Annotated in this window: 20 protein-coding genes; 13 read left to right on the top strand and 7 right to left on the bottom strand. The window is 36.0% G+C overall.

From position 1 onward, the window contains the following. Window positions 1-141 precede the first annotated feature (141 nt). From aspS to I5168_RS02910, 6 genes are all read left to right on the top strand, one after another. Complete coding sequence (aspS, locus tag I5168_RS02935; RefSeq protein ID WP_105017715.1) at window positions 142-1,893, top strand: aspartate--tRNA ligase; 1,752 nt, start codon at window positions 142-144, stop codon at window positions 1,891-1,893. 23 nt (window positions 1,894-1,916) lie between these two features. Beyond that, window positions 1,917-2,174, top strand: coding sequence for a hypothetical protein (locus I5168_RS02930; protein ID WP_060523351.1), 258 nt, complete (start codon window positions 1,917-1,919; stop codon window positions 2,172-2,174). A gap of 89 nt (window positions 2,175-2,263) precedes the next feature. Further along, the gene (gene hemH / locus I5168_RS02925) at window positions 2,264-3,301 is read left to right on the top strand and encodes a ferrochelatase (RefSeq protein WP_431472375.1); all 1,038 of its coding nucleotides are present in this window, start codon (window positions 2,264-2,266) and stop codon (window positions 3,299-3,301) included. A gap of 51 nt (window positions 3,302-3,352) precedes the next feature. Further along, window positions 3,353-4,747 (top strand): MATE family efflux transporter, encoded by a 1,395-nt coding sequence (locus tag I5168_RS02920; protein ID WP_042276369.1) that lies wholly within the window; start codon window positions 3,353-3,355, stop codon window positions 4,745-4,747. A gap of 6 nt (window positions 4,748-4,753) precedes the next feature. Then, complete coding sequence (locus I5168_RS02915) at window positions 4,754-5,233, top strand: acyl-CoA thioesterase (RefSeq protein ID WP_105017713.1); 480 nt, start codon at window positions 4,754-4,756, stop codon at window positions 5,231-5,233. A 70-nt stretch (window positions 5,234-5,303) separates the two neighbouring features. Beyond that, entirely contained in the window at window positions 5,304-5,735 is a 432-nt protein-coding gene (locus I5168_RS02910) for a hypothetical protein (protein WP_105017712.1), read from the top strand. On the opposite strand, the gene I5168_RS02905 is transcribed toward I5168_RS02910, so the two are convergent. Both I5168_RS02905 and I5168_RS02900 read right to left on the bottom strand, forming a co-directional pair. Then, the gene (locus tag I5168_RS02905) at window positions 5,722-6,627 is read right to left on the bottom strand and encodes a DMT family transporter (protein ID WP_105017711.1); all 906 of its coding nucleotides are present in this window, start codon (window positions 6,625-6,627) and stop codon (window positions 5,722-5,724) included. The genes I5168_RS02910 and I5168_RS02905 overlap by 14 nt on opposite strands. After that, window positions 6,620-6,970, bottom strand: a complete 351-nt coding sequence (locus tag I5168_RS02900; protein ID WP_431472374.1) for an arsenate reductase family protein — start codon at window positions 6,968-6,970, stop codon at window positions 6,620-6,622. Before I5168_RS02900 ends, I5168_RS02905 begins: the two co-directional genes overlap by 8 nt. 122 nt (window positions 6,971-7,092) lie before the next feature. Here I5168_RS02900 and I5168_RS02895 point away from each other — a divergent pair, with 122 nt between their 5' ends. Then, window positions 7,093-8,268: a cystathionine gamma-synthase gene (locus tag I5168_RS02895; RefSeq protein WP_258150472.1), complete on the top strand. Its 1,176-nt coding sequence runs from the start codon at window positions 7,093-7,095 to the stop codon at window positions 8,266-8,268. A 19-nt stretch (window positions 8,269-8,287) separates the two neighbouring features. Here the strand turns inward: I5168_RS02895 and I5168_RS02890 are convergent, their stop codons facing one another. Beyond that, entirely contained in the window at window positions 8,288-9,598 is a 1,311-nt protein-coding gene (locus I5168_RS02890) for an alkaline phosphatase D family protein (protein ID WP_042276354.1), read from the bottom strand. Window positions 9,599-9,780: 182 nt separating this feature from the next. On the opposite strand from I5168_RS02890, the gene I5168_RS02885 reads away from it, so the two are divergent. From I5168_RS02885 to I5168_RS02860, 6 genes are all read left to right on the top strand, one after another. Further along, window positions 9,781-10,215 carry an ATP-dependent zinc protease family protein gene (locus tag I5168_RS02885; RefSeq protein WP_042277260.1) on the top strand — a complete coding sequence of 145 codons (435 nt, stop codon included), beginning with the start codon at window positions 9,781-9,783 and terminating at the stop codon, window positions 10,213-10,215. Beyond that, entirely contained in the window at window positions 10,205-11,077 is an 873-nt protein-coding gene (gene rimK / locus I5168_RS02880) for a 30S ribosomal protein S6--L-glutamate ligase (protein ID WP_060523344.1), read from the top strand. Before I5168_RS02885 ends, rimK begins: the two co-directional genes overlap by 11 nt. Before the next feature lie 3 nt (window positions 11,078-11,080). Then, window positions 11,081-12,025, top strand: coding sequence for a succinylglutamate desuccinylase/aspartoacylase family protein (locus I5168_RS02875; RefSeq protein WP_431472373.1), 945 nt, complete (start codon window positions 11,081-11,083; stop codon window positions 12,023-12,025). Beyond that, the gene (locus I5168_RS02870; protein ID WP_105017707.1) at window positions 12,018-12,593 is read left to right on the top strand and encodes a 5-formyltetrahydrofolate cyclo-ligase; all 576 of its coding nucleotides are present in this window, start codon (window positions 12,018-12,020) and stop codon (window positions 12,591-12,593) included. Before I5168_RS02875 ends, I5168_RS02870 begins: the two co-directional genes overlap by 8 nt. A 112-nt stretch (window positions 12,594-12,705) precedes the next feature. After that, on the top strand, window positions 12,706-13,806 hold the full coding sequence (locus tag I5168_RS02865) for a sensor histidine kinase (RefSeq protein ID WP_431472372.1): 1,101 nt from the start codon (window positions 12,706-12,708) through the stop codon (window positions 13,804-13,806). A 2-nt stretch (window positions 13,807-13,808) separates the two neighbouring features. Continuing rightward, the gene (locus tag I5168_RS02860) at window positions 13,809-14,216 is read left to right on the top strand and encodes a response regulator (RefSeq protein ID WP_085775569.1); all 408 of its coding nucleotides are present in this window, start codon (window positions 13,809-13,811) and stop codon (window positions 14,214-14,216) included. Window positions 14,217-14,218: 2 nt separating this feature from the next. On the opposite strand, the gene I5168_RS02855 is transcribed toward I5168_RS02860, so the two are convergent. The 4 genes from I5168_RS02855 to ileS are packed head-to-tail and all read right to left on the bottom strand — an operon-like array spanning window position 14,219 to window position 19,373. After that, on the bottom strand, window positions 14,219-14,830 hold the full coding sequence (locus I5168_RS02855; RefSeq protein WP_105017705.1) for a lipoprotein signal peptidase: 612 nt from the start codon (window positions 14,828-14,830) through the stop codon (window positions 14,219-14,221). 27 nt (window positions 14,831-14,857) lie between these two features. Next, complete coding sequence (locus I5168_RS02850; RefSeq protein ID WP_105017704.1) at window positions 14,858-15,547, bottom strand: hypothetical protein; 690 nt, start codon at window positions 15,545-15,547, stop codon at window positions 14,858-14,860. 31 nt (window positions 15,548-15,578) lie between these two features. Next, window positions 15,579-15,965 carry a TraR/DksA family transcriptional regulator gene (locus I5168_RS02845; protein ID WP_042276339.1) on the bottom strand — a complete coding sequence of 129 codons (387 nt, stop codon included), beginning with the start codon at window positions 15,963-15,965 and terminating at the stop codon, window positions 15,579-15,581. 3 nt (window positions 15,966-15,968) lie between these two features. Next, window positions 15,969-19,373 carry an isoleucine--tRNA ligase gene (ileS, locus tag I5168_RS02840; protein WP_431472371.1) on the bottom strand — a complete coding sequence of 1,135 codons (3,405 nt, stop codon included), beginning with the start codon at window positions 19,371-19,373 and terminating at the stop codon, window positions 15,969-15,971. Window positions 19,374-19,433 lie beyond the last annotated feature (60 nt).

Raw genomic sequence — 19,433 nt, 5'->3', positions numbered from 1 at the left:
TCTGAATAACAGAATATTATTAATTTTTAAAATCACATGTTTTATCGTGTTTTGTCATTGCTATGATTTAAAATGTTAAGTATTTAATGTTTAATATCCGTTGGAATCGGTTTATTTTTGCTGCTCCTTATAGAACATATTATGTATAGAACACACGACTGCGGAAGTTTAAGAGTGAGCGATGTAAATAAAGAGGTAACCCTGTCTGGTTGGGTTCAAAAATCTCGTGACAAAGGATTTATGATTTGGGTTGATTTGAGAGATCGTTACGGTATTACACAGCTTATTTTTGATGAGGACCGTACAGATGAGACAGTTATGAAAACCGCTCAAACGTTAGGTCGCGAGTATGTAATACAAGTAAAAGGTACTGTAATCGAGCGTGAATCAAAAAATGCTAAAATACCTACAGGTGATGTTGAAATACTTGTAAAGGAATTAAAAATTCTAAGTGCTTCAAAAACGCCACCGTTTACTATTGAAGATGAAACAGATGGTGGTGAAGAACTTAGAATGAAATACCGCTACCTAGATATACGTCGTAATCCCGTGCGTGAAAATCTTATTTTCCGATCTAAGGTAGCTATGCAGGTACGTAATTTTCTTGCATCTAAGGATTTTGTAGAGGTAGAAACACCTGTTTTGATCAAATCAACTCCTGAAGGCGCTCGTGACTTTGTAGTCCCTAGTCGAATGAATGAAGGTCAGTTTTATGCACTACCACAATCTCCTCAAACCTTTAAGCAGTTGCTTATGGTAGGTGGACTGGATAAATATTTTCAGATAGTTAAATGTTTCCGTGATGAGGACTTAAGAGCAGACAGGCAGCCGGAATTCACACAAATAGACTGTGAAATGTCATTTGTTGAGCAGGAAGATGTACTTAACATTTTTGAGGAAATGACGAGGCATTTACTAAAAGAAGTTAAGAATGTCCAGGTTGATAAGTTTCCTCGTATGACTTATCAGGAAGCGATGGAAAAATACGGTAATGACAAACCAGATATTCGCTTTGGGATGGAGTTTGGTGATCTTTCCGCTTTCGCGAAAGCGAGAGATTTTAAAATCTTTAATGAAGCAGAAATTGTAGTTGGAATTGCTGTTCCAGGTGCAGCTAGCATGACTCGTAAGGAAATTGATAAGTTAATTGATTGGGTAAAACGTCCTCAAGTAGGCGCTCTAGGAATGGTCTATGTAAAGTGCAATGAGGATGGTAGTTTTAAATCTAGTGTAGATAAATTTTATTCACAAGAAGATCTAGCTCAATGGGCAGAAGCTACAGGAGCACAGGCCGGTGACTTGATTTGTGTATTGTCTGGACCTACAAATAAAACGCGCACGCAATTAAGCGCTCTACGTATGGAAATGGCAGAAAGACTAGGACTGCGCAATCCAGAAGAATTTGCTCCTTTGTGGGTAATTGATTTTCCATTATTAGAATGGGATGAGGATACAGAGCGCTATCACGCGATGCATCACCCATTCACATCACCAAAACCTGAAGATATTGAGAAACTTTCTACAGATCCTGGTAATGTAAGAGCCAATGCATATGATCTTGTCCTTAATGGAAATGAAATAGGTGGTGGATCGGTAAGAATATTTGATAAGGAATTACAGGCGCTTATGTTTAACCATTTAGGTTTTACGCCTGAAGAGGCTAGAGCTCAATTTGGCTTTTTAATGGATGCTTTTGAATATGGGGCACCACCTCACGCAGGACTTGCTTTTGGATTTGATAGATTGGTTTCTATTCTAGGTGGTCAGGAAACTATTCGTGATTTCATCGCATTTCCTAAGAATAATAGTGGTCGCGACGTTATGATTGATGCACCTGCAGCAATTGATCAGGAGCAATTACAAGAATTAAATTTAAAGGTAACAGTAGAATAATTAGTCAAATATCCTTTAGTTAAATGAAACCATTGAAAATCCTTGCAGTCTTATTGATACTAGCTGTTATCGTTATAGGTGCAGGGTTTTATCTAGTGCATTTAGGTAATGCCGTTGCTATGGGGCATAAACTTATAGGTTTATCTACCTTGTTTATTTTTTTCATCATAATGCCTGCCTTTATTTGGGTTAGATATAGTAAAAAGGACTTATCAGGTTTCAACCTGAATAAAGACAAGGAGAAGGAAGATATTGATGAAAATGGAGTAAATTGGGATTAAAATTTCCAAATATTACTATAAGTAATAGTAATTGACTAAAAATAATAACGACCACACAAAAGTTAATTTTGTAGTTCTAAATTTGTTCAATGAAAAAAGGAGTTCTTCTTGTTAATCTGGGTTCGCCAGATAGTACCGATCCTAAAGATGTAAAGAAATATCTAGATGAGTTTTTAATGGACGAACGGGTAGTTGATTTACCTTACATATTAAGAGCTCTTTTAGTAAAAGGAATTATACTTAATACGAGACCAAAGAAAAGTGCAGAAGCTTATAGTAAGATTTGGTGGGAAGAAGGAAGTCCGTTGATCGTCCTTTCAGAGCGTCTTCAGGAAAAAATAGATGCATACACCAGTGTGCCTATTTCTCTTGCTATGAGATACGGCTCTATGACTATTGAGAATGGTCTTAAAGAGCTGCACGACCAAGGAGTTGAAGAGGTTCTACTTATTCCGTTATATCCTCAATACGCAATGGCAACTACTGAAACCATACTTGTGTTAGCCGAGGAAATAAGAAAGGAACAATTTCCACAAATGGAATTTACTGTAATGCCTCCTTTTTATAATCACCCTGATTATATCAGAGTATTGTCTGAATCGATTAAAGAATCGTTAGAAGGTAAGGATTATGAACATCTTTTATTCTCATATCACGGAGTCCCTAAACGTCATATAAGAAAAAGCGATATAACAAATGGTCATTGTAAAATGAATGGTACTTGTTGTGCTACACCATCACCAGCACATGAGTTTTGTTATAGTCATCAATGCCATGAGGTTACAAGATTAGTAGGTGAGTACTTAAATTTAGAAGATGGTACCTACAGCACTACATTTCAATCTAGATTAGGCTTTGATCCATGGTTAACTCCTTATACCGATCGAACTATTGAAAAAATGGGTCTAGGTGGAGTTAAAAAGCTCGCTATCGCAACACCAGCTTTTGTAAGTGATTGTCTAGAAACCTTGGAAGAAATTGCTATGGAAGGTGAAGAAATCTTTCACGAAGTGGGTGGGAAACAGTTTCACGTTATTCCATGCTTAAATACAAGAGAAGATTGGGTGAAAGTAATGTCTAGATGGATTGATGAATGGGCATTACAAGGAGCTGAAGCCACCGTATAAATAACATTCTTATAAGACAAGAGTGCTACTCGTGCTGTAACTTTGTGCGCCATGTCCCAAACCTCTGTAGCACATAATAAATCACAGTCTTTAGGTATTTTACCAATTAAAGGATTATTGATAAAACAAGCAATTCCTGCAAGTATTGGAATTCTTGTAATGTCCTTAAATATTTTAGTAGATACCATTTTTGTAGGTAATTGGATTGGAGATGTCGCCATTGCAGCGATAAACGTCGTTTTGCCAGTATCTTTTTTTATTGCCGCTTTGGGAATGGCGATCGGTATAGGAGGCTCAAGTATTATATCCCGAGCAATGGGTGATAATAATTATTCAAAGGCCAAAACGACCTTTGGTAATATGATAAGCATCACCTTAATAATAACCGTAGTCTTGGTTGTTGTTGGGTTGTTATTTATTGAGAATTTAGTACCTGCATTTGGTGGAAAAGGAGCCATCTACGAACCTGCTGCTATTTACTATCGCATTGTACTTTATGGAGTGCCTATTCTTGCTATGTGTATGATGGGGAATAATGTCATAAGAGCTGAAGGAGCTCCTATTCATGCAATGATAGCCATGCTTATTCCTTCTATAGGTAACCTGCTGCTGGATTACGTCTTTATTAAGTATTTAGGCTGGGGAATGATGGGTGCCGCATGGGCTACCACGGCGAGTTATGGATTATGCTTTCTTTATGTAGCCGGTTTTTTTATTTCTGGTAAAAGTGAATTGCTGTGCTCAATTAAAGATTTTGTGCCTAACTTTTCAATAATAAGAGAAATAGGAGCTTTGGGTTTTGTTTCCTTATCCAGACAAGCAACTACCAGTGTGCTTTACTTAATTTTAAATAACATATTGTTTGAGTTGGGTGGCGAAGAAAGTGTTGCTGTATTTGGAATTATAGGTAGAATGATGATGTTTGCATTGTTCCCTGTACTTGGAATTACTCAAGGTTTTTTACCTATTGCTGGATTTAATTATGGAGCAAAGAAGTATGACCGTGTAAGAGAGGTGATTTTCACAAGTATTATTTGGGCTTGTATTTTAGGAACTATCATTTTCCTATTATTAATTTTAAATACGGATTTTATAGGAGATGTTTTTACAGACACCCCACAAGTGATTGATCGTACTTCATTTGCCTTGGGTCTTGTTTTTCTTTCCTTGCCTATCATAAGTATACAATTAATTGGAGCGGCTTACTATCAAGCAATAGGTAAAGCAATACCTGCTTTATTGCTCACCCTACTACGAACTGCGATTATCTTAATTCCTTTACTTTTGATTTTACCCAATTTTTTTGGAGAAACAGGAGTTTGGATAAGTTTTCCTATTGCAGATATAAGTGCCACTTTAATAACGGCTTATTTCCTATGGAAAGCCATGAAGAAATTAAAAGATAATTCGGCTGTGAAGTCGCCGGATTTTAATCATTTAAACTAATAAAAAATGTACAAAAAAGAATTTGATGTAAGATGGAGTGATATAGATGCCAATAGGCATCTAGCAAATAGTGCCTATCAAAACTTTATGAGTCATACCCGTATGGGTTATCTCATTGAAATGGGATTTGGACAACGAGAAATGCATGAGCACAATATAGGTCCTGTCATCTTTAATGAGAATATTTTTTATTTTAAAGAAGTTCATCAAGGGAAACCAATAACAGTTACTTGTGAGCTTATTGGTCTAAGTGAAGACGGTAGTTTATTCAGTTTTAGACACAATTTTTACGATTATAAAGGTCGTAACCTTACTAGAGGAACAATGATGGGTGCATGGATGGATCTATCGTCACGTCGAATGACGGCTTTACCCGATGAATTGTTGCAGAAGATTAATAATGTGGAACGAGCAGATGATTTTAAATGGTTAACACGAGAAGATACTCGTTCACATGGTCAAGCTCCTAATGATCTTATCAGTTGATTAGATAAAAGTGGTGATTTGTTCGATGATATTATTTGCTTAAAATAGGCAATTCTATTAAATTGCAGATATGCAGTCAGTTGAACAATCACCATTTTATCCTTCGGTGCTAAAGGAACTTCATTTTCCTTTTGGTAAGTTCTACTTGTTTGAAAAATTTGTCATTGCCGAAGTTGATGAAGGCGTTACCTTTTCTTGGACTCATGCAAAATTAGTTATTGAAGAGGTAACTGATTTTTACGATCAAACCGATGGTAGCAATTTAATATACATAACAAATAGGATTAATAAGTATGACGTAAAGCCAGTAGATTGGCTTAAATTTTTCATGCATACTTTCTCTCTAAAAGGTTATGCCGTTGTTACCGATTCAAGTGTTGGTACACAGAATGCAAAGCTTGAATCTTTGTTCATGAAATCTAAATTCAAAACCTTCCAAAGTTTACTTGATGCAGTTCAATGGGCAGCTGCATTGCATGATGAGCTAGTTAAGTCGTCCTGATTTTTTGCTTTTGCTTTAAGCTGCTTAAAAACACTCCAGAAAAAATCATTATCCCAGCAGCTATTTTTTGCCAGGTAATAGTATCCTTATCTAAACTTACAGCGATAATAGTCGCCAGTAAAGGTTGTAAATAGACAAACACGGCTACTACACTAGGTTTTAGGTTTTTGATCGCTATAATATTAAGACCATAAGTTCCTAATGTAGCAAACACAATCACGTAACCTATAAACATTAAAGTTTCCCAGCTGGCGCTACTTATATCAAATGCAACAATCTCATTATAGCCAAATGGTAAAATAAATAATACTCCAAAGAAATACAGCCACCTAAGTAAGATTAGAACATGGTATTTCTGTGTGAGCTTTTTTGCTAGAATAATGTAAAACGCATAACTAAGAGCATTTACAAAAATCAAAAAATTCCCCAGTGTTGGGTTTGAAGCATCTGCTCCTATACCAGTTGATTGTAAAATAAGAAAAGTAGCACCAGAAAAACCTATTAAAATCCCAAGTATACGAATCCCAAATAATTTTTCTTTAAGAAATATTGCGCTTAATACAAGAACCAAAATAGGAGTAGTAACCATTAAAACTGCTGCGCTTATAGGTGATGTAAGCGACAAACCTTTCATAAAGGTAAGCATGTTAAATCCCACACCGCAAAAAGCTGCCAATGCAATATGAGCAAGCTCCTTTAAGGTCATTTTTGTTCTAGGAGCAAAAACAAAACTTAAACCCCAGAATATTAGTCCGGTAATTAAAACACGGTACAAAGTAAGCCCGTAAGGACCTATAAGTGCAGGAGTAACCTCTTTGGCTGCAGTAAAATTAAACGCGTAAAAAAGTGCGACTAGAAAAGCACATACAATAGCAATTGCTCTTTTACTCATTTCCAAGTGCTTGTGCAGCTGCTGCTACAGTTTTCTTACTATTTCCTATAAAAGCAACTCCATCAAGTATTAGAATAGGGCGTTTAATAAAGGAGTAATGATCCAGCAATAGTGATCTATAGTCTTTTTCAGATAACTTTTGTTCATGTAAACCACGACCTCTGTACTGTTGGGATCTTCTATTAAATAAGGCTTCATAAGATCCTGCTTGATCTTTTAAAAAATTCACTTGTTCTTCAGTCACAGGTTCTTCTTTGGTATTTTGAAGAATAACAGATTCAGGTAGATGCAACTCTTTCTGAATACGTTTACATGTATTTAAATAAATGAATCTATTTTCCATGTTGCAAAGGTACGCTAGCTTAATGTGAATTATGATATAATTTTATGTATTGAAATAGAAAGGTATACGCTTTCGCGAAAGCGTAATAATCATCAATTGCCACGCTATAATAGCAATTTGTTATCTTCAACCACAAGTTAGAAAAAGAGAAAATGAAATTCAATACCAAAGCTATACATGGTGGCCAAAAAAATATCGATCCAGCTTATAATGCTGTAATGCCACCCATATATCAAACAACATCCTACAAACAATCGAGTCCAGGTAAAAATAAAGGTTATGCTTATTCACGTAGTGCAAATCCTACTAGAACAGCGCTAGAAAATGCCATTGCTAGTATAGAGAATGCTCAGTACGGAATAACCTTTGGATCAGGTATGGCGGCCATAGACGCGGTTCTTAAATTATTAAAACCAGGAGATGAAGTCATTTCCACTAGTGACCTTTATGGTGGATCTTATCGATTATTCACCCAAATTTTTGAACAATTAGGTGTTAAATTCAAGTTTGTAGATATGAAAGATGCTCATTTAATTGAGGAGCATATCACAAGCGCTACCAAAATGATATGGGTAGAAACACCTACAAATCCTACTATGAGTATAATTGATATACGTGCTATAGCTACACTGACAGAGAGTAGAGATATACTCGTAGTGGTTGATAATACATTTGCAACGCCCTATCTTCAAAACCCTATCGAGCTAGGTGCTCATATAGTAATGCATAGCGCAACTAAATATTTAGGTGGTCATAGTGATGTGGTTTTGGGCGCTCTTGTGGTTGATGACGAAATACTTGCTAAAAAACTGTACTTTATTCAAAATGCAAGCGGAGCCATTCCAGGTCCGCAAGATTGTTTTCTAGTGTTGCGTGGTATTAAAACGCTGCATGTGCGTATGCAACGGCACTGTGAAAATGCTGCTCAAATTGCTAACTTCCTACAATCTCATTCTAAAGTTGATAAGGTATACTGGCCTGGTCTTAAAAGTCATCCTAATCATGAAATTGCCAGCAGTCAAATGAGAGACTTCGGCGGTATGATATCCTTCAGTACTAAAAATGACACCAAAGAAAGTGCACTTTCCATTCTAGAAAATCTACATCTCTTTACCCTAGCCGAATCCCTAGGAGGCATTGAATCCTTGGCTGGTCATCCTGTTACAATGACCCATGGAAGTATTCCTAAGGAAGAAAGAGAAAAGACTGGTGTAGTGGATTCCCTTATTCGTTTAAGTATAGGTATAGAAGATGTTGAGGATTTAATAAAGGACCTAGAACAAGCATTAGAAAAGTAGTGCCGCTAGGACTACTTTTCTAATATCTCAATTCTTTTGCGGTAATGCTATAGTCAAATACTTTTTTACCTTTTTGGTCATATATAGTGAGAACTAATTTGCGTTCTTTACGTGGTCCACTCACTTCTACAATCCCAAAGTTTTTTTCATAAAAAGTCTTGTCTTTCACCTGAAGTGTGTTTCCTTCGTCTCTCGCAGCATGTGTTCCAGAGGTCAATGGTGAACAAGTAATGTCGATAAGAGGATAGGCGTTTTCTCGTTCTAGTCTAGATATTTCTGTGTGATGCCTATCACCACTCATAAATAAAACACCACTTATTCTTTCTTCATGTAAACGCTTGAATAAATAATCTCTTTCCTCAGGATAGGTAGCATAGTTTTCAAACTTTGCAGCATCGCTCACAACCTGACCACCACTCACGATAATCTTAAAAGGAGCACGACTATTTTGAAGAGCGTCGATTAACCAATTAACTTGCTCCATTCCAAAATAAGCTTTGTTTTTTTCTCTACTATCATTAGGAGCTCTATGATACCTGTTGTCTAGCATGAATACTTCAACATCGGCCCAGGAAAAGTGTTGGGCTACACCACCATTACCAGCAGCATTTGTATTAAGATTACCCCAGTAATCGTTAAAGGCTTTTTCTGCAATATGTTTATTTACATAACTCCTGTCTGCATTATTAGGGCCATAATCATGATCGTCCCATGTAGCATAGTGATGTACACTACCTAAAAGAGGTTGTAGTTCTGGAGTACTGCGAGTATGTCTATGACGATGGCGTATTCCTGTTTCAGTCATAAAATCAGGTGTGCGTAAATAAGTATTATCACCAGTCCATAGCATAAAATCAGGCTGTTTAGCGAGTATACTATTAAATATTTCATAACCACCTCCATAAGGACTAGGCCTGTCGTCTTTCTTTTCATTTATAAAAGCACATGAGCCTATAGCAAATGAAAAGTTAGGCGGTTCCGTACGATATTGCCATAATGCCTGCGTTTTGAATGACAACTTGTAATCTCTAGGTACATGTACATTATTGATGTATAATTTATAGGTATATTGAGTACCAAATTCTACCTGTCTAGGATATAGTTTTGCAATAAAATCATCCTCAATACTTGTTGTTACTGTCGGAGTAAAAACCTCTTGTTCACCTTCTTTATAATAACCTATTTTGACCTGAGCTGGCTGTGTAGTTTGAACCCAAATTAAGGCTTCTCGATAAGCAGAATATCCTACCATAGGACCAGACTGCAATAAGTCTTGTTGAGCGTTTAAAGTAGTGGCTACTAACAAAAGGAAAATCCAAAATTTATTCATGATAATTTTTTTTCAAATTTCTGCTCAAAATTTTTAGTGTGCGTTAATGGAATGTTATCATTATAAATATATGAGAAGAATTGTCTTTTTTTGCCGCGAATTTTCGTAATATGTGATGGAGTATGTTGATTTCGCTTTCGCGAAAGCGAAACAGAATCCAATTTTTAAATCATTTTAAATACTTGACAAAAAAAATAACCATAGGTCGCACAGATCGTGCTCATTTTCCTGAACTTGGATTTCTAGATATTGATATAAAAATCGATACAGGAGCTTATACATCGTCCATTTATTGTACTGATATTGGAGAGGAAGACGGTGCGCTTACTGCAAATTTTCTTGATCCAGAACATCCCAAGTACAACGGTCGTAAAATGTATTTTGAGGAGTATGAAATTACCCAAGTACGCAGTAGTAACGGTCAGTCACAATTAAGGTATGAGGTAAAAACTATTATTACCTTATTCAAAAAACATTATGTAATATCCCTTACGCTATCTGATCGCAAGGAAATGAGGTACCCTGTTTTAATAGGGCGTAAATTTTTATCTAAGAAATTTGTAGTGGATACCGAATTACAAGACCTTTCTTTTATACTTTCACAAAATGAAAATTGATATTCTATCACGCAGTACCACATTATACAGTACAAAGCGATTACTAGAAGAGGCAAAAAATGCAGGACATAAAGCCAGGGCTATAAATGTATTGCATTGCGATATAAAATTAGAAAAACATAAGCCCAGTGTTTATTATCACGGTGAGAGATTACCCGTGCCAGATGCTGTAATACCTAGAATAGGAGCTAGTATCACTTTTTATGGAACCGCTATTGTACGACAATTTGAGATGATGAATTGTTTTACGACTGTGAGCAGTCAGGCGCTAGTTACCTCAAGAGATAAATTACAAAGTTTGCAAAAACTAGCTCGTAGCGGTGTGGGAATGCCCAAAACGGTTTTCACTAATTTTGGTGAGCATACAGATGAAATTTGTGAGCAAGTAGGTGGACCACCAGTAGTCATCAAAGTACTAGAAGGGACACAAGGAATAGGTGTAAATCTAGCAGAATCTCTAGAGGCTGCAGACGCCATTATAGATGCTCATAATGATCTAAGAACAAGGGTTATAATTCAGGAATTCATAAAAGAAGCTGGTGGTGCCGATTTAAGAGCCTTTGTGGTTGGGAATAAAGTGGTAGGAGCGATGAAAAGACAAGCCAAAAAAGGCGAGTTTAGATCCAATTTACATCGTGGTGGAACAGCATCAAAAATCAAATTAACTCCTGAAGAAGAACGCACGGCTCTTGCCGCGGCCAAAGCGCTAGGATTAGGGGTTTGTGGTGTTGATTTATTACAAAGTTCACGAGGACCTTTAGTCCTCGAGGTGAACAGTTCTCCTGGATTAGAAGGAATTGAAGGAGCGACTGGGTATAATATCGCTCGTGAAATTATCAAGTTCATAGAAAAAAACATGTAAGCATTGAGAATATTAGGAACCGAAATTAAAGCAGGTAATAGTTATACACTCAATCTCAATAAAGTAAAACTTTATTCAACTTCTGAAGTTGAAGTGCCAGTCATTATTGAGCGTGGTGAACTAGATGGACCTGTTGTGTTACTTACAGGTGGTATTCATGGCGATGAGATTAACGGGATTGAGGTTGTGCGTCAAATTATAGCGCACGGCTGGAACAAACCCAAACGCGGGACCATAATATGTATTCCGGTAGTTAATATTTTTGGTTTCTTGCAGTTAAAAAGAGAGTTTCCTGATGGTAGAGACTTGAATAGAGTTTTTCCGGGAACAAAAAAGGGATCTTTAGCTAGCCGTTTTGCTTATCAACTTTCTAATGAAGTGTTGCCAATAGTTGATATTGTTATGGATTTTCATACAGGTGGAGCTCAACGTTATAATGCACCTCACCTAAGAGTTGATGCTGCAGAGAGTAAATCTATTGAATTGGCAAAAGTATTCAACGCACCTTGCTTGTACTTTTCAAGTAATATTTCAAAAACTTTTAGAGCGACATGTTCAAAAAAAGGTATTCCTTATTTGTTATATGAAGGTGGTAAATCAGGCGATAGCGACAAAACTATTGCTGTCGAGGCTGTAAAAGGAGTTTTAAGAGTTTTAGAGCATTTAGATATGGTAACAGAAGGTCTGCCGGATATTTCTGTTAATCATACTACTGTAGAGATTACTAAATCTTCATGGCTAAGAGCGAAAAAATCCGGCTTTATTCATCCTAAAGCTCAGGCAGGCAATAAAGTAAAAAAAGATGAAATTATCGCTAGTATTACGGATCCGTATGGAAAATTGCGACATGAAATAAAAGCACCGCATGATACCTTCTTGCTCAATGTTAATTATGGACCAGTAGTTTATCAGGGCGATGCTATTTTTCATATCTCTAAAGATGAATAAGGCTCAGTTACGTAAACTTTATAAAAAAAAGCGCCTATCCTTATCTACAGATGAGGTGCAGCACAAGAGCGTTCAAATTGCTAATAACTTACTTCAATTAGATATTTGGCATTATGATTATTACCATTTGTTCCTACCTATAAAGAAGTGGAATGAAGTCGATACCCAACCTATTATGAATATCCTTATGTCCAAGGATAAAAATATTGTTATTAGTCATAGTGATTTTGATTCTATTCAAATGATCAATATTTTGTTAGAAGAGCAAACTGTAATAAAAGAAAACAAATATGGAATCCCAGAGCCTATTAATGGAGAAAGAATTAGGGATCATCTTATGGATGTAGTTTTTGTTCCTTTATTAATAACAGATGAAAAAGGTTACAGGGTAGGTTACGGGAAAGGTTTTTATGATAGGTTTTTAGCCAATTGCCGACCAAACGTATTGAAAATAGGTATTTCTTTTTTTGAACCAATAAATGAAATTGAGGATGTTCACGACATGGATGTTACATTAGATATGGTTGTTACGCCAGAAAAAATATACCGTATAACAAAGAATGATTAAAAATATTACCTAAGTTAAATTTTGACTTTTGTTAATTAACATTTAATTCATAGTTTTAGATTCTAAAGGAATTGTTCCTAATAAATAAGATTCACGTTTTTCCCTAAGAACGATGATAGAAAAATCCAATCAACCTCTTAAAAAATTATTAGAGGATAAAGAATATTTTTTAAGTGAAACTGCAGAGCTTACCGTTACTGGAGCTTACAGTGGTAACTTAAAGACAGGAGAAGGTTATATCGATGATATTGGAAGAAATATTTTGGATATACCTAAAAACTATAATCTAGACATTCACTCTGCACTCAGTTTTTTTGCTGATCGTAAGAAAGCAGTAGAACTGTTTTACTCTTGTATCAATGGCGGTAGCTTTGTTCTCGATATTGAAATGAAAGATTATCATGGTAATGTCTTCTGGGCAAAGGCCAGTGGTAAACCTTTACATGATAGCGAGCATAACATTGTTGGGGTTAGAGGTGTGTTCACCAGTATTGATAGGTTTGTAAGAAGAGGCAATGAGCTTGAAAATAGAGCAAAACTTATTCAAGAACAAAATGATAGATTGGTCCATTTTGCACATATAGTTTCGCACAACCTTAGATCTCACGCTAGCAATTTACAGCTTACTTTAGATGCATTTAATGATATAAGAGATAAAAGTCAACAAACAGATATTTTCTTTAATTATCTAACCGAGATAAGCAATAACCTTTCTTCTACATTGGAGCATCTCAACCAGGTCGTTACTATTAATATAGAAGAAAAAAAGGTTCAACAGGTTAACTTAGAAACAATTTTCAAAGAGTGTTTACTTGAGTTTAAAGAAGAGCTTCTTGCTATTGATGCAAAAGTTAGAGGTGATTTCACAGATCTATCCGTGATAAATTATGTGCCTTCGTTTTTAAAAAATATTTTCATTCAACTTATATCTAATAGTATTAAATTTAGAAGTAGAAAAGAACCTCTTAGAATCAAGGTAAGAACTAAGGTTAAAAATAAGAGGAAACTATTGGTTTTTAAAGATAACGGTGTCGGTATAGATATGAACAAACAGGCAGATTATATCTTTAAAATGTTTGAATCAACTGATGCTAGTGGTGAGTCACAAGGTATAGGTTTATTTGTTCTTAAAAATCAAGTAGAAAGCTTAGGTGGTGATGTCATGGTAAAAAGCAAATTAAATAAAGGAACGTCGTTTACTATTAAATTTTAAAAATGAGCGTTTTAAAAAAAGCTTGTATTATTGATGATGATCGGCTCTATGTGAGCTTGATGAGTATGATTGTAGATAAATATGATCTCGTTGATGAACTTGTACTTTTTGAAAATGGTGATCAGGCATTAAAGTTTTTTGAGCTCGTTTTAAAAGATAAAATCGAGGCGCCGCAGGTTGTCTTATTAGATCTGAATATGCCTATCATGAATGGATGGGAATTACTAGATGTCTTAGAAGATCACACCGCTGCCTTACAAGAAAAAGGAATACATTTATTAGTGGTAAGTTCTAGTATTAATCAAAATGAAATTGCTAAAGCAAAGAAACACGCTCTTGTAAGTGATTTCATTACAAAACCACTATCTAAAACACATTTACTCGAAATTTTCAATAAGATTTCTTCCTAGAATTAATTTTTAGGAAAAGCTTTTTTACTGAAAAGTAGCAGCAGAATTACACCAATCGTAATCGCACTATCTGCAATATTAAAAACAGCATTGAAAAATGTAAATTTATTTCCTCCTATACCTGGAACCCAATTAGGAAAAGTTCCATCAAATAAAGGGAAGTAAAGCATGTCTACTACCTTTCCATAGAAAATAGGAGCGTATCCACCTTCCTCTGGTAAAAATTCTGCTACACCATGGTAGCTGTCAGAAAATAAAACACCATAAAACACACTATCGATTATATTTCCTATCGCACCAGCGAGAATTAAGGATATGCATATGATTAGTATTTTATGACTGTGTTTTTTAATACTGCTCCATAGCCAATAACCTATTCCCATTACAGCAAAAATTCTGAAAACTACTAAGATTATCTTACCATAATCTCCTGGGATTTCGGTTCCCCATGCTGCGCCAGCATTTTCATAAAAAACTAATTTGAATTTACCCCAATCTAGTATGGCATCATTTGAATTACTTGCTAGTTGATAATTAAGTTTAATATATATCTTACTTATTTGATCCAGTAGGAGAACTGAAAAAACAATAAGTAATGCTTTTGATAATTTCATGTACGGCTTTTGTGAACTGCTAAAATACTACTTATCCTCTGTATTTAAAATGCTAATATTACCAGAAGATGTTTGAATGATACCACCATTTTTATTGGGACGTTTTTTTCTTCTTTTATCATTAAATGTCGCTTTTTTTCCTAGACGAATTTCTGGTGAAATAGAATCGCAATAAATAGTCGTAGAACCTAGAATGTTGGTGATGTCCAGGTCGCAATTAGGGTCTTCAATAGTGATAGCGCCAGATGTACAATTAATCTGAATATAAGAAAATAAACCTCGTGTATGAATTGAAGCACTTTGCGCAACAATATTTAGATTCATGTCGTGTGGTATTACCATTTTTACTACTGCGTCTGTCACTTTGTGAGCAGCTAGTTTATCATCAGGTTTTTGATAGATATTTGAGATTGGATCTTTAAAAAATACCGTGTCATTTTTAATATAATGAGTGAGTTCAACGGCTTCTTTATATTCACCACGTTGTGTTGTCGTTATGGATATATTAGTTGTTTGAGTAGCTTGTAAATGGATTTCGGCATACTCATTAAGTTCAATCATTAAGGTACGCAGGTTACCTGCGGTAAATGTTGTAGCTCTAGTATTTGAAGAGTTGTCTTGAGAGTACGCTTTCGCGAAAGCGAACAACACTAAAACACTGGTATAAAAAAACCTTTTACAAGTTATCTGATTTGTAATACCATGCAGATAGCTCATAAAAGGCCTGTATTTAGGGAGAAGTAATTTGTTATTGCATGTTTTTAGCCTCTATACTTAGAGTGGCATGTGGAACAAGCTCTAGGCGTTCTTTCTTGATCTTTTTGCCTAGTTTACGGCAAATACCGTACGTTTTGTTCTCAATTCTTATAAGAGCATTTTTAAGATCTCTTATAAATTTCTCTTGACGAATCGCAAGTTGCGCGTTTGCTTCCTTGCTCATGACCTCACTACCTTCATCAAATGCTTTGAATTGTGGTGCGGTATCATCAGTACCATTATTAGCATCGTTTGCATAGGAGCTTTTAATAAGCTCATACTGCTCTTGTGCATCTTTAATTTTAGCTTCAATTAACTCTTTAAAGTATGCTAGATCTTCATCGCTATAACGTTCCTTTTTTACTTCTACATCGCTCATAATTTATTGTTTTGTTATCTGTATTGCGGTCGCAATGTCGTCAAACTCAATTATCGTACCGTTATCTACAGATTGTGTTATTGTTAAATCATTGGCTAATGTTTCATCTTTAATATACTGGGCATTTTTCTCTACCGCAGCATCCATTTCTGGGTGCGATTGCATTGTGATCGTTATGCGGTCTGTTACCTCGAGTCCGGAGTCCTTTCTTATGTTTTGAATACGATTCACTAATTCACGTGAAATCCCTTCCTGTTTGAGCTCTGGAGAAATAGTTACATCGAGCGCAACTGTAATGCCTGATTGATTAGCAACTAGCCATCCTTCTATATCCGAAGATGTTATCTCAACGTCTTCGAGGCTCAATATAGTATCAGTACCATTAATGTTTATGTTAATTTCTCCATTTTTTTCTAACAAAGCAATGTCTTCTTGTTGAAAACTTTTGATTTTCCCAGCGATCTTGCCCATTTCCTTACCAAAACGAGGTCCCAGAACTTTAAAGTTTGGCTTTATTTCTTTAACAAGTATCCCACTTGCGTCATCGATTAACTCCACCTCTTTAACATTTACCTCGCTCTTTACTAGATCTGCAATAGCTTCTATTTGAGCCTTGTCCTTAGTGTCTAAAACAGGAATCATAACACGTTGCAAGGGTTGTCTTACTTTAATGCTTTCTTTTTTACGTAATGAAAGTGTGAGACTTGAAATCACTTGTGCTTTGTGCATTTTTTCCTCTAACTCACTATTGATAAGATCGTTGTTTGCGATAGGGAATTGGGATAGGTGTACACTTTCACTGCTGTTGCTCTCGCAAACACTTGTCAAGTCACGGTATAATTGATCCATGAAAAAAGGAGCGATAGGAGCGCCTAATTGAGCTACTGTTTTCAAACAAGTATATAGGGTTTGATAAGCAGCGATTTTATCTTGCTCGTAACTACCTTTCCAAAAACGTCTTCTACATAATCTTACGTACCAGTTACTTAAATTCTCTGTCACAAAGGTGGTGATTGCTCTTGCAGCTCTAGTAGGTTCGTATTCCTCGTAGAAAGCTGTTGTGTCTTTGATAAGAGTATTAAGTTCAGACAGGATCCATCGATCAATTTCTGGACGTTCATTTAATGGAATATCCTTTTCATCGTATTTAAAGCCATCAACATTTGCATACAGGGCAAAAAAGCTATAGGTATTATACAAGGTTCCAAAAAATTTACGCTGCACTTCTTGTATACCATCAGTATCAAATCTTAGGTTGTCCCAAGGATTTGCATTACTCACCATGTACCATCTTGTGGCATCGGCGCCATATTTGCCTAAAGTCTCAAATGGGTCCACTGCATTCCCTAATCGCTTAGACATTTTTTGACCATTCTTATCCAGAACCAGTCCGTTTGATACTACATTTTTGTAAGCAACATCGTCACTAATCATAGTAGCAATAGCATGTAGTGTGTAAAACCATCCACGAGTTTGATCCACACCTTCGGCTATAAAATCTGCCTTGCGTAAACCGTTCTCTACGGCCTCTTTATTTTCAAAAGGATAGTGCCATTGAGAATACGGCATTGAACCACTATCAAACCATACGTCTATCAAGTCTGCCTCGCGGTGCAAGTGCTCTCCATTGTCAGCAACAAGTGTTATTTGATCTACAACATTTTTGTGTAAATCAATCAAATCATAATTTTGATCACTCATGTCACCAGCTGTAAATCCTTCAAACGGATTTTTTGACATAACACCAGCTGCGATAGATTTTTCTATCTCGTTTACCAGTTCTTCTACAGAGCCTATTATGATTTCTTTAGTCCCTGTCTCATTGCGCCATATAGGTAGTGGGATACCCCAAAAACGTGATCTAGAAAGATTCCAATCATTGGCATTAGCCAACCAGTTACCAAATCTTCCTTCTCCAGTTGATTTTGGTTTCCAATTAATGGTCTTATTTAACTCGTGCATACGGTCTTTGAAATCCGTAGCTTTGATAAACCAGCTATCTAGTGGATAATAAAGTACAGGCTTGTCAGTTCTCCAACAATGTGGATAACTGTGTACATATTTTTCTACTTTAAAAGCACGATTTTGTTCTTTTAGGGCGATGGCTATTTCTACATCGACACTGCGTTCTGGAGCATTGTCTTTATAGTATTCGTTTTTCACATACTTGCCACCTATAAAAGGTAAGTCTCCTCTAAATTTACCTTGTAAATCTACAAGCGGTACTGGATTATTGTTTTCATCCAATACTAGCATTGGTGGAATTTCTGGAGTTGCTTGTTTTGCTACAAGTGCATCATCTGCTCCAAAGGTTGGTGCAGTGTGTACAATACCAGTTCCATCTTCTGTAGTTACAAAATCGCCCGCTATTACTCTAAAAGCATTTTCTGCATTTTCATAAGGTAATGCGTATTCTAGTAGTTGGTCGTATTTGATATTTACCAAATCTACTCCTTTACAAGTTCCTAATAGCGTATATGGTATTTTTTTGTCGCCCAGTTTGTATTCTTGTTTCGCTTTCGCGAAAGCGTCATTGTCAAAATGTTCATATTTCTTACCAAACTGATAGTTTACAAGGGCTTCTGCTAGTATGACTTGCATTGATTCACCCGTATATTGGTTGAAAGTTTCTACAAGTACGTAGTCAATCTTTGGCCCAACAGTAAGCGCTGTGTTAGATGGTAAAGTCCATGGAGTAGTAGTCCATGCTAGGAAGAAAACTTCACCTTGAGTGGTAAACGGTAACTGTGCAGGATCAGTTACTTTAAACTGCGCAGTCACAGTAGTATCTGTAACATCACGGTAGCAACCTGGTTGGTTTAATTCGTGCGAACTCAAACCTGTTCCGGCAGCTGGTGAATAAGGTTGGATGGTGTAACCTTTATAAAGTAAATCATTGTTATAAATTTTCTTAAGTAACCACCATACACTTTCCATGTATTTAGGCTTGTAGGTTATGTATGGATCTTCCATGTCTACCCAATAACCCATATCCTCAGTTAAGTTACTCCATATATCGGTGTATTTTAATACAGCGTCTTTACAGGCTTGGTTGTATTCTTCAATAGATATTTTAGTACCTATATCTTCTTTGGTAATGCCTAAAGCTTTTTCCACACCTAGTTCCACTGGTAAACCGTGCGTGTCCCATCCGGCTTTACGATTAACTTGGTAGCCTTGCTGTGTCTTAAAACGACAGAACAAATCCTTGATAGTACGACCCATAACATGGTGAATACCAGGTAATCCATTTGCCGATGGTGGTCCTTCAAAGAAAATAAAAGGTTCGTTACCTTCTCTTGTAGTTACCGACTTGTTGAAGATGTCCTGATCTTTCCAGAATTGTTTGATTTTCTTATCAACTTCAGGAAGATTTAAACCTTTGTATTCATTGAATTTAGTACTCATGTCACCAGTGTTTTAAGGTGTGCAAAAGTAGGGAAAAGGTACGAGTTTTAATAGCTTTTT

The sequence above is a fragment of the Nonlabens sp. SCSIO 43208 genome, assembly GCF_050703575.1.
Taxonomy (GTDB): Bacteria; Bacteroidota; Bacteroidia; order Flavobacteriales; family Flavobacteriaceae; genus Nonlabens; species Nonlabens tegetincola.
This window is presented reverse-complemented; position numbering and strand designations above follow the sequence as displayed.

Coding starts and splice junctions, on each gene's coding strand:
- aspS (WP_105017715.1), top strand. CDS start 142: ATGTATAGAACACACGACTGCGGAAGTTTAAGAGTGAGCGATGTAAAT.
- I5168_RS02930 (WP_060523351.1), top strand. CDS start 1,917: ATGAAACCATTGAAAATCCTTGCAGTCTTATTGATACTAGCTGTTATC.
- hemH (WP_431472375.1), top strand. CDS start 2,264: ATGAAAAAAGGAGTTCTTCTTGTTAATCTGGGTTCGCCAGATAGTACC.
- I5168_RS02920 (WP_042276369.1), top strand. CDS start 3,353: ATGTCCCAAACCTCTGTAGCACATAATAAATCACAGTCTTTAGGTATT.
- I5168_RS02915 (WP_105017713.1), top strand. CDS start 4,754: ATGTACAAAAAAGAATTTGATGTAAGATGGAGTGATATAGATGCCAAT.
- I5168_RS02910 (WP_105017712.1), top strand. CDS start 5,304: ATGCAGTCAGTTGAACAATCACCATTTTATCCTTCGGTGCTAAAGGAA.
- I5168_RS02905 (WP_105017711.1), bottom strand. CDS start 6,627: ATGAGTAAAAGAGCAATTGCTATTGTATGTGCTTTTCTAGTCGCACTT.
- I5168_RS02900 (WP_431472374.1), bottom strand. CDS start 6,970: ATGGAAAATAGATTCATTTATTTAAATACATGTAAACGTATTCAGAAA.
- I5168_RS02890 (WP_042276354.1), bottom strand. CDS start 9,598: ATGAATAAATTTTGGATTTTCCTTTTGTTAGTAGCCACTACTTTAAAC.
- rimK (WP_060523344.1), top strand. CDS start 10,205: ATGAAAATTGATATTCTATCACGCAGTACCACATTATACAGTACAAAG.
- I5168_RS02870 (WP_105017707.1), top strand. CDS start 12,018: ATGAATAAGGCTCAGTTACGTAAACTTTATAAAAAAAAGCGCCTATCC.
- I5168_RS02865 (WP_431472372.1), top strand. CDS start 12,706: ATGATAGAAAAATCCAATCAACCTCTTAAAAAATTATTAGAGGATAAA.
- I5168_RS02860 (WP_085775569.1), top strand. CDS start 13,809: ATGAGCGTTTTAAAAAAAGCTTGTATTATTGATGATGATCGGCTCTAT.
- I5168_RS02855 (WP_105017705.1), bottom strand. CDS start 14,830: ATGAAATTATCAAAAGCATTACTTATTGTTTTTTCAGTTCTCCTACTG.
- I5168_RS02850 (WP_105017704.1), bottom strand. CDS start 15,547: ATGAGCTATCTGCATGGTATTACAAATCAGATAACTTGTAAAAGGTTT.
- I5168_RS02845 (WP_042276339.1), bottom strand. CDS start 15,965: ATGAGCGATGTAGAAGTAAAAAAGGAACGTTATAGCGATGAAGATCTA.
- ileS (WP_431472371.1), bottom strand. CDS start 19,373: ATGAGTACTAAATTCAATGAATACAAAGGTTTAAATCTTCCTGAAGTT.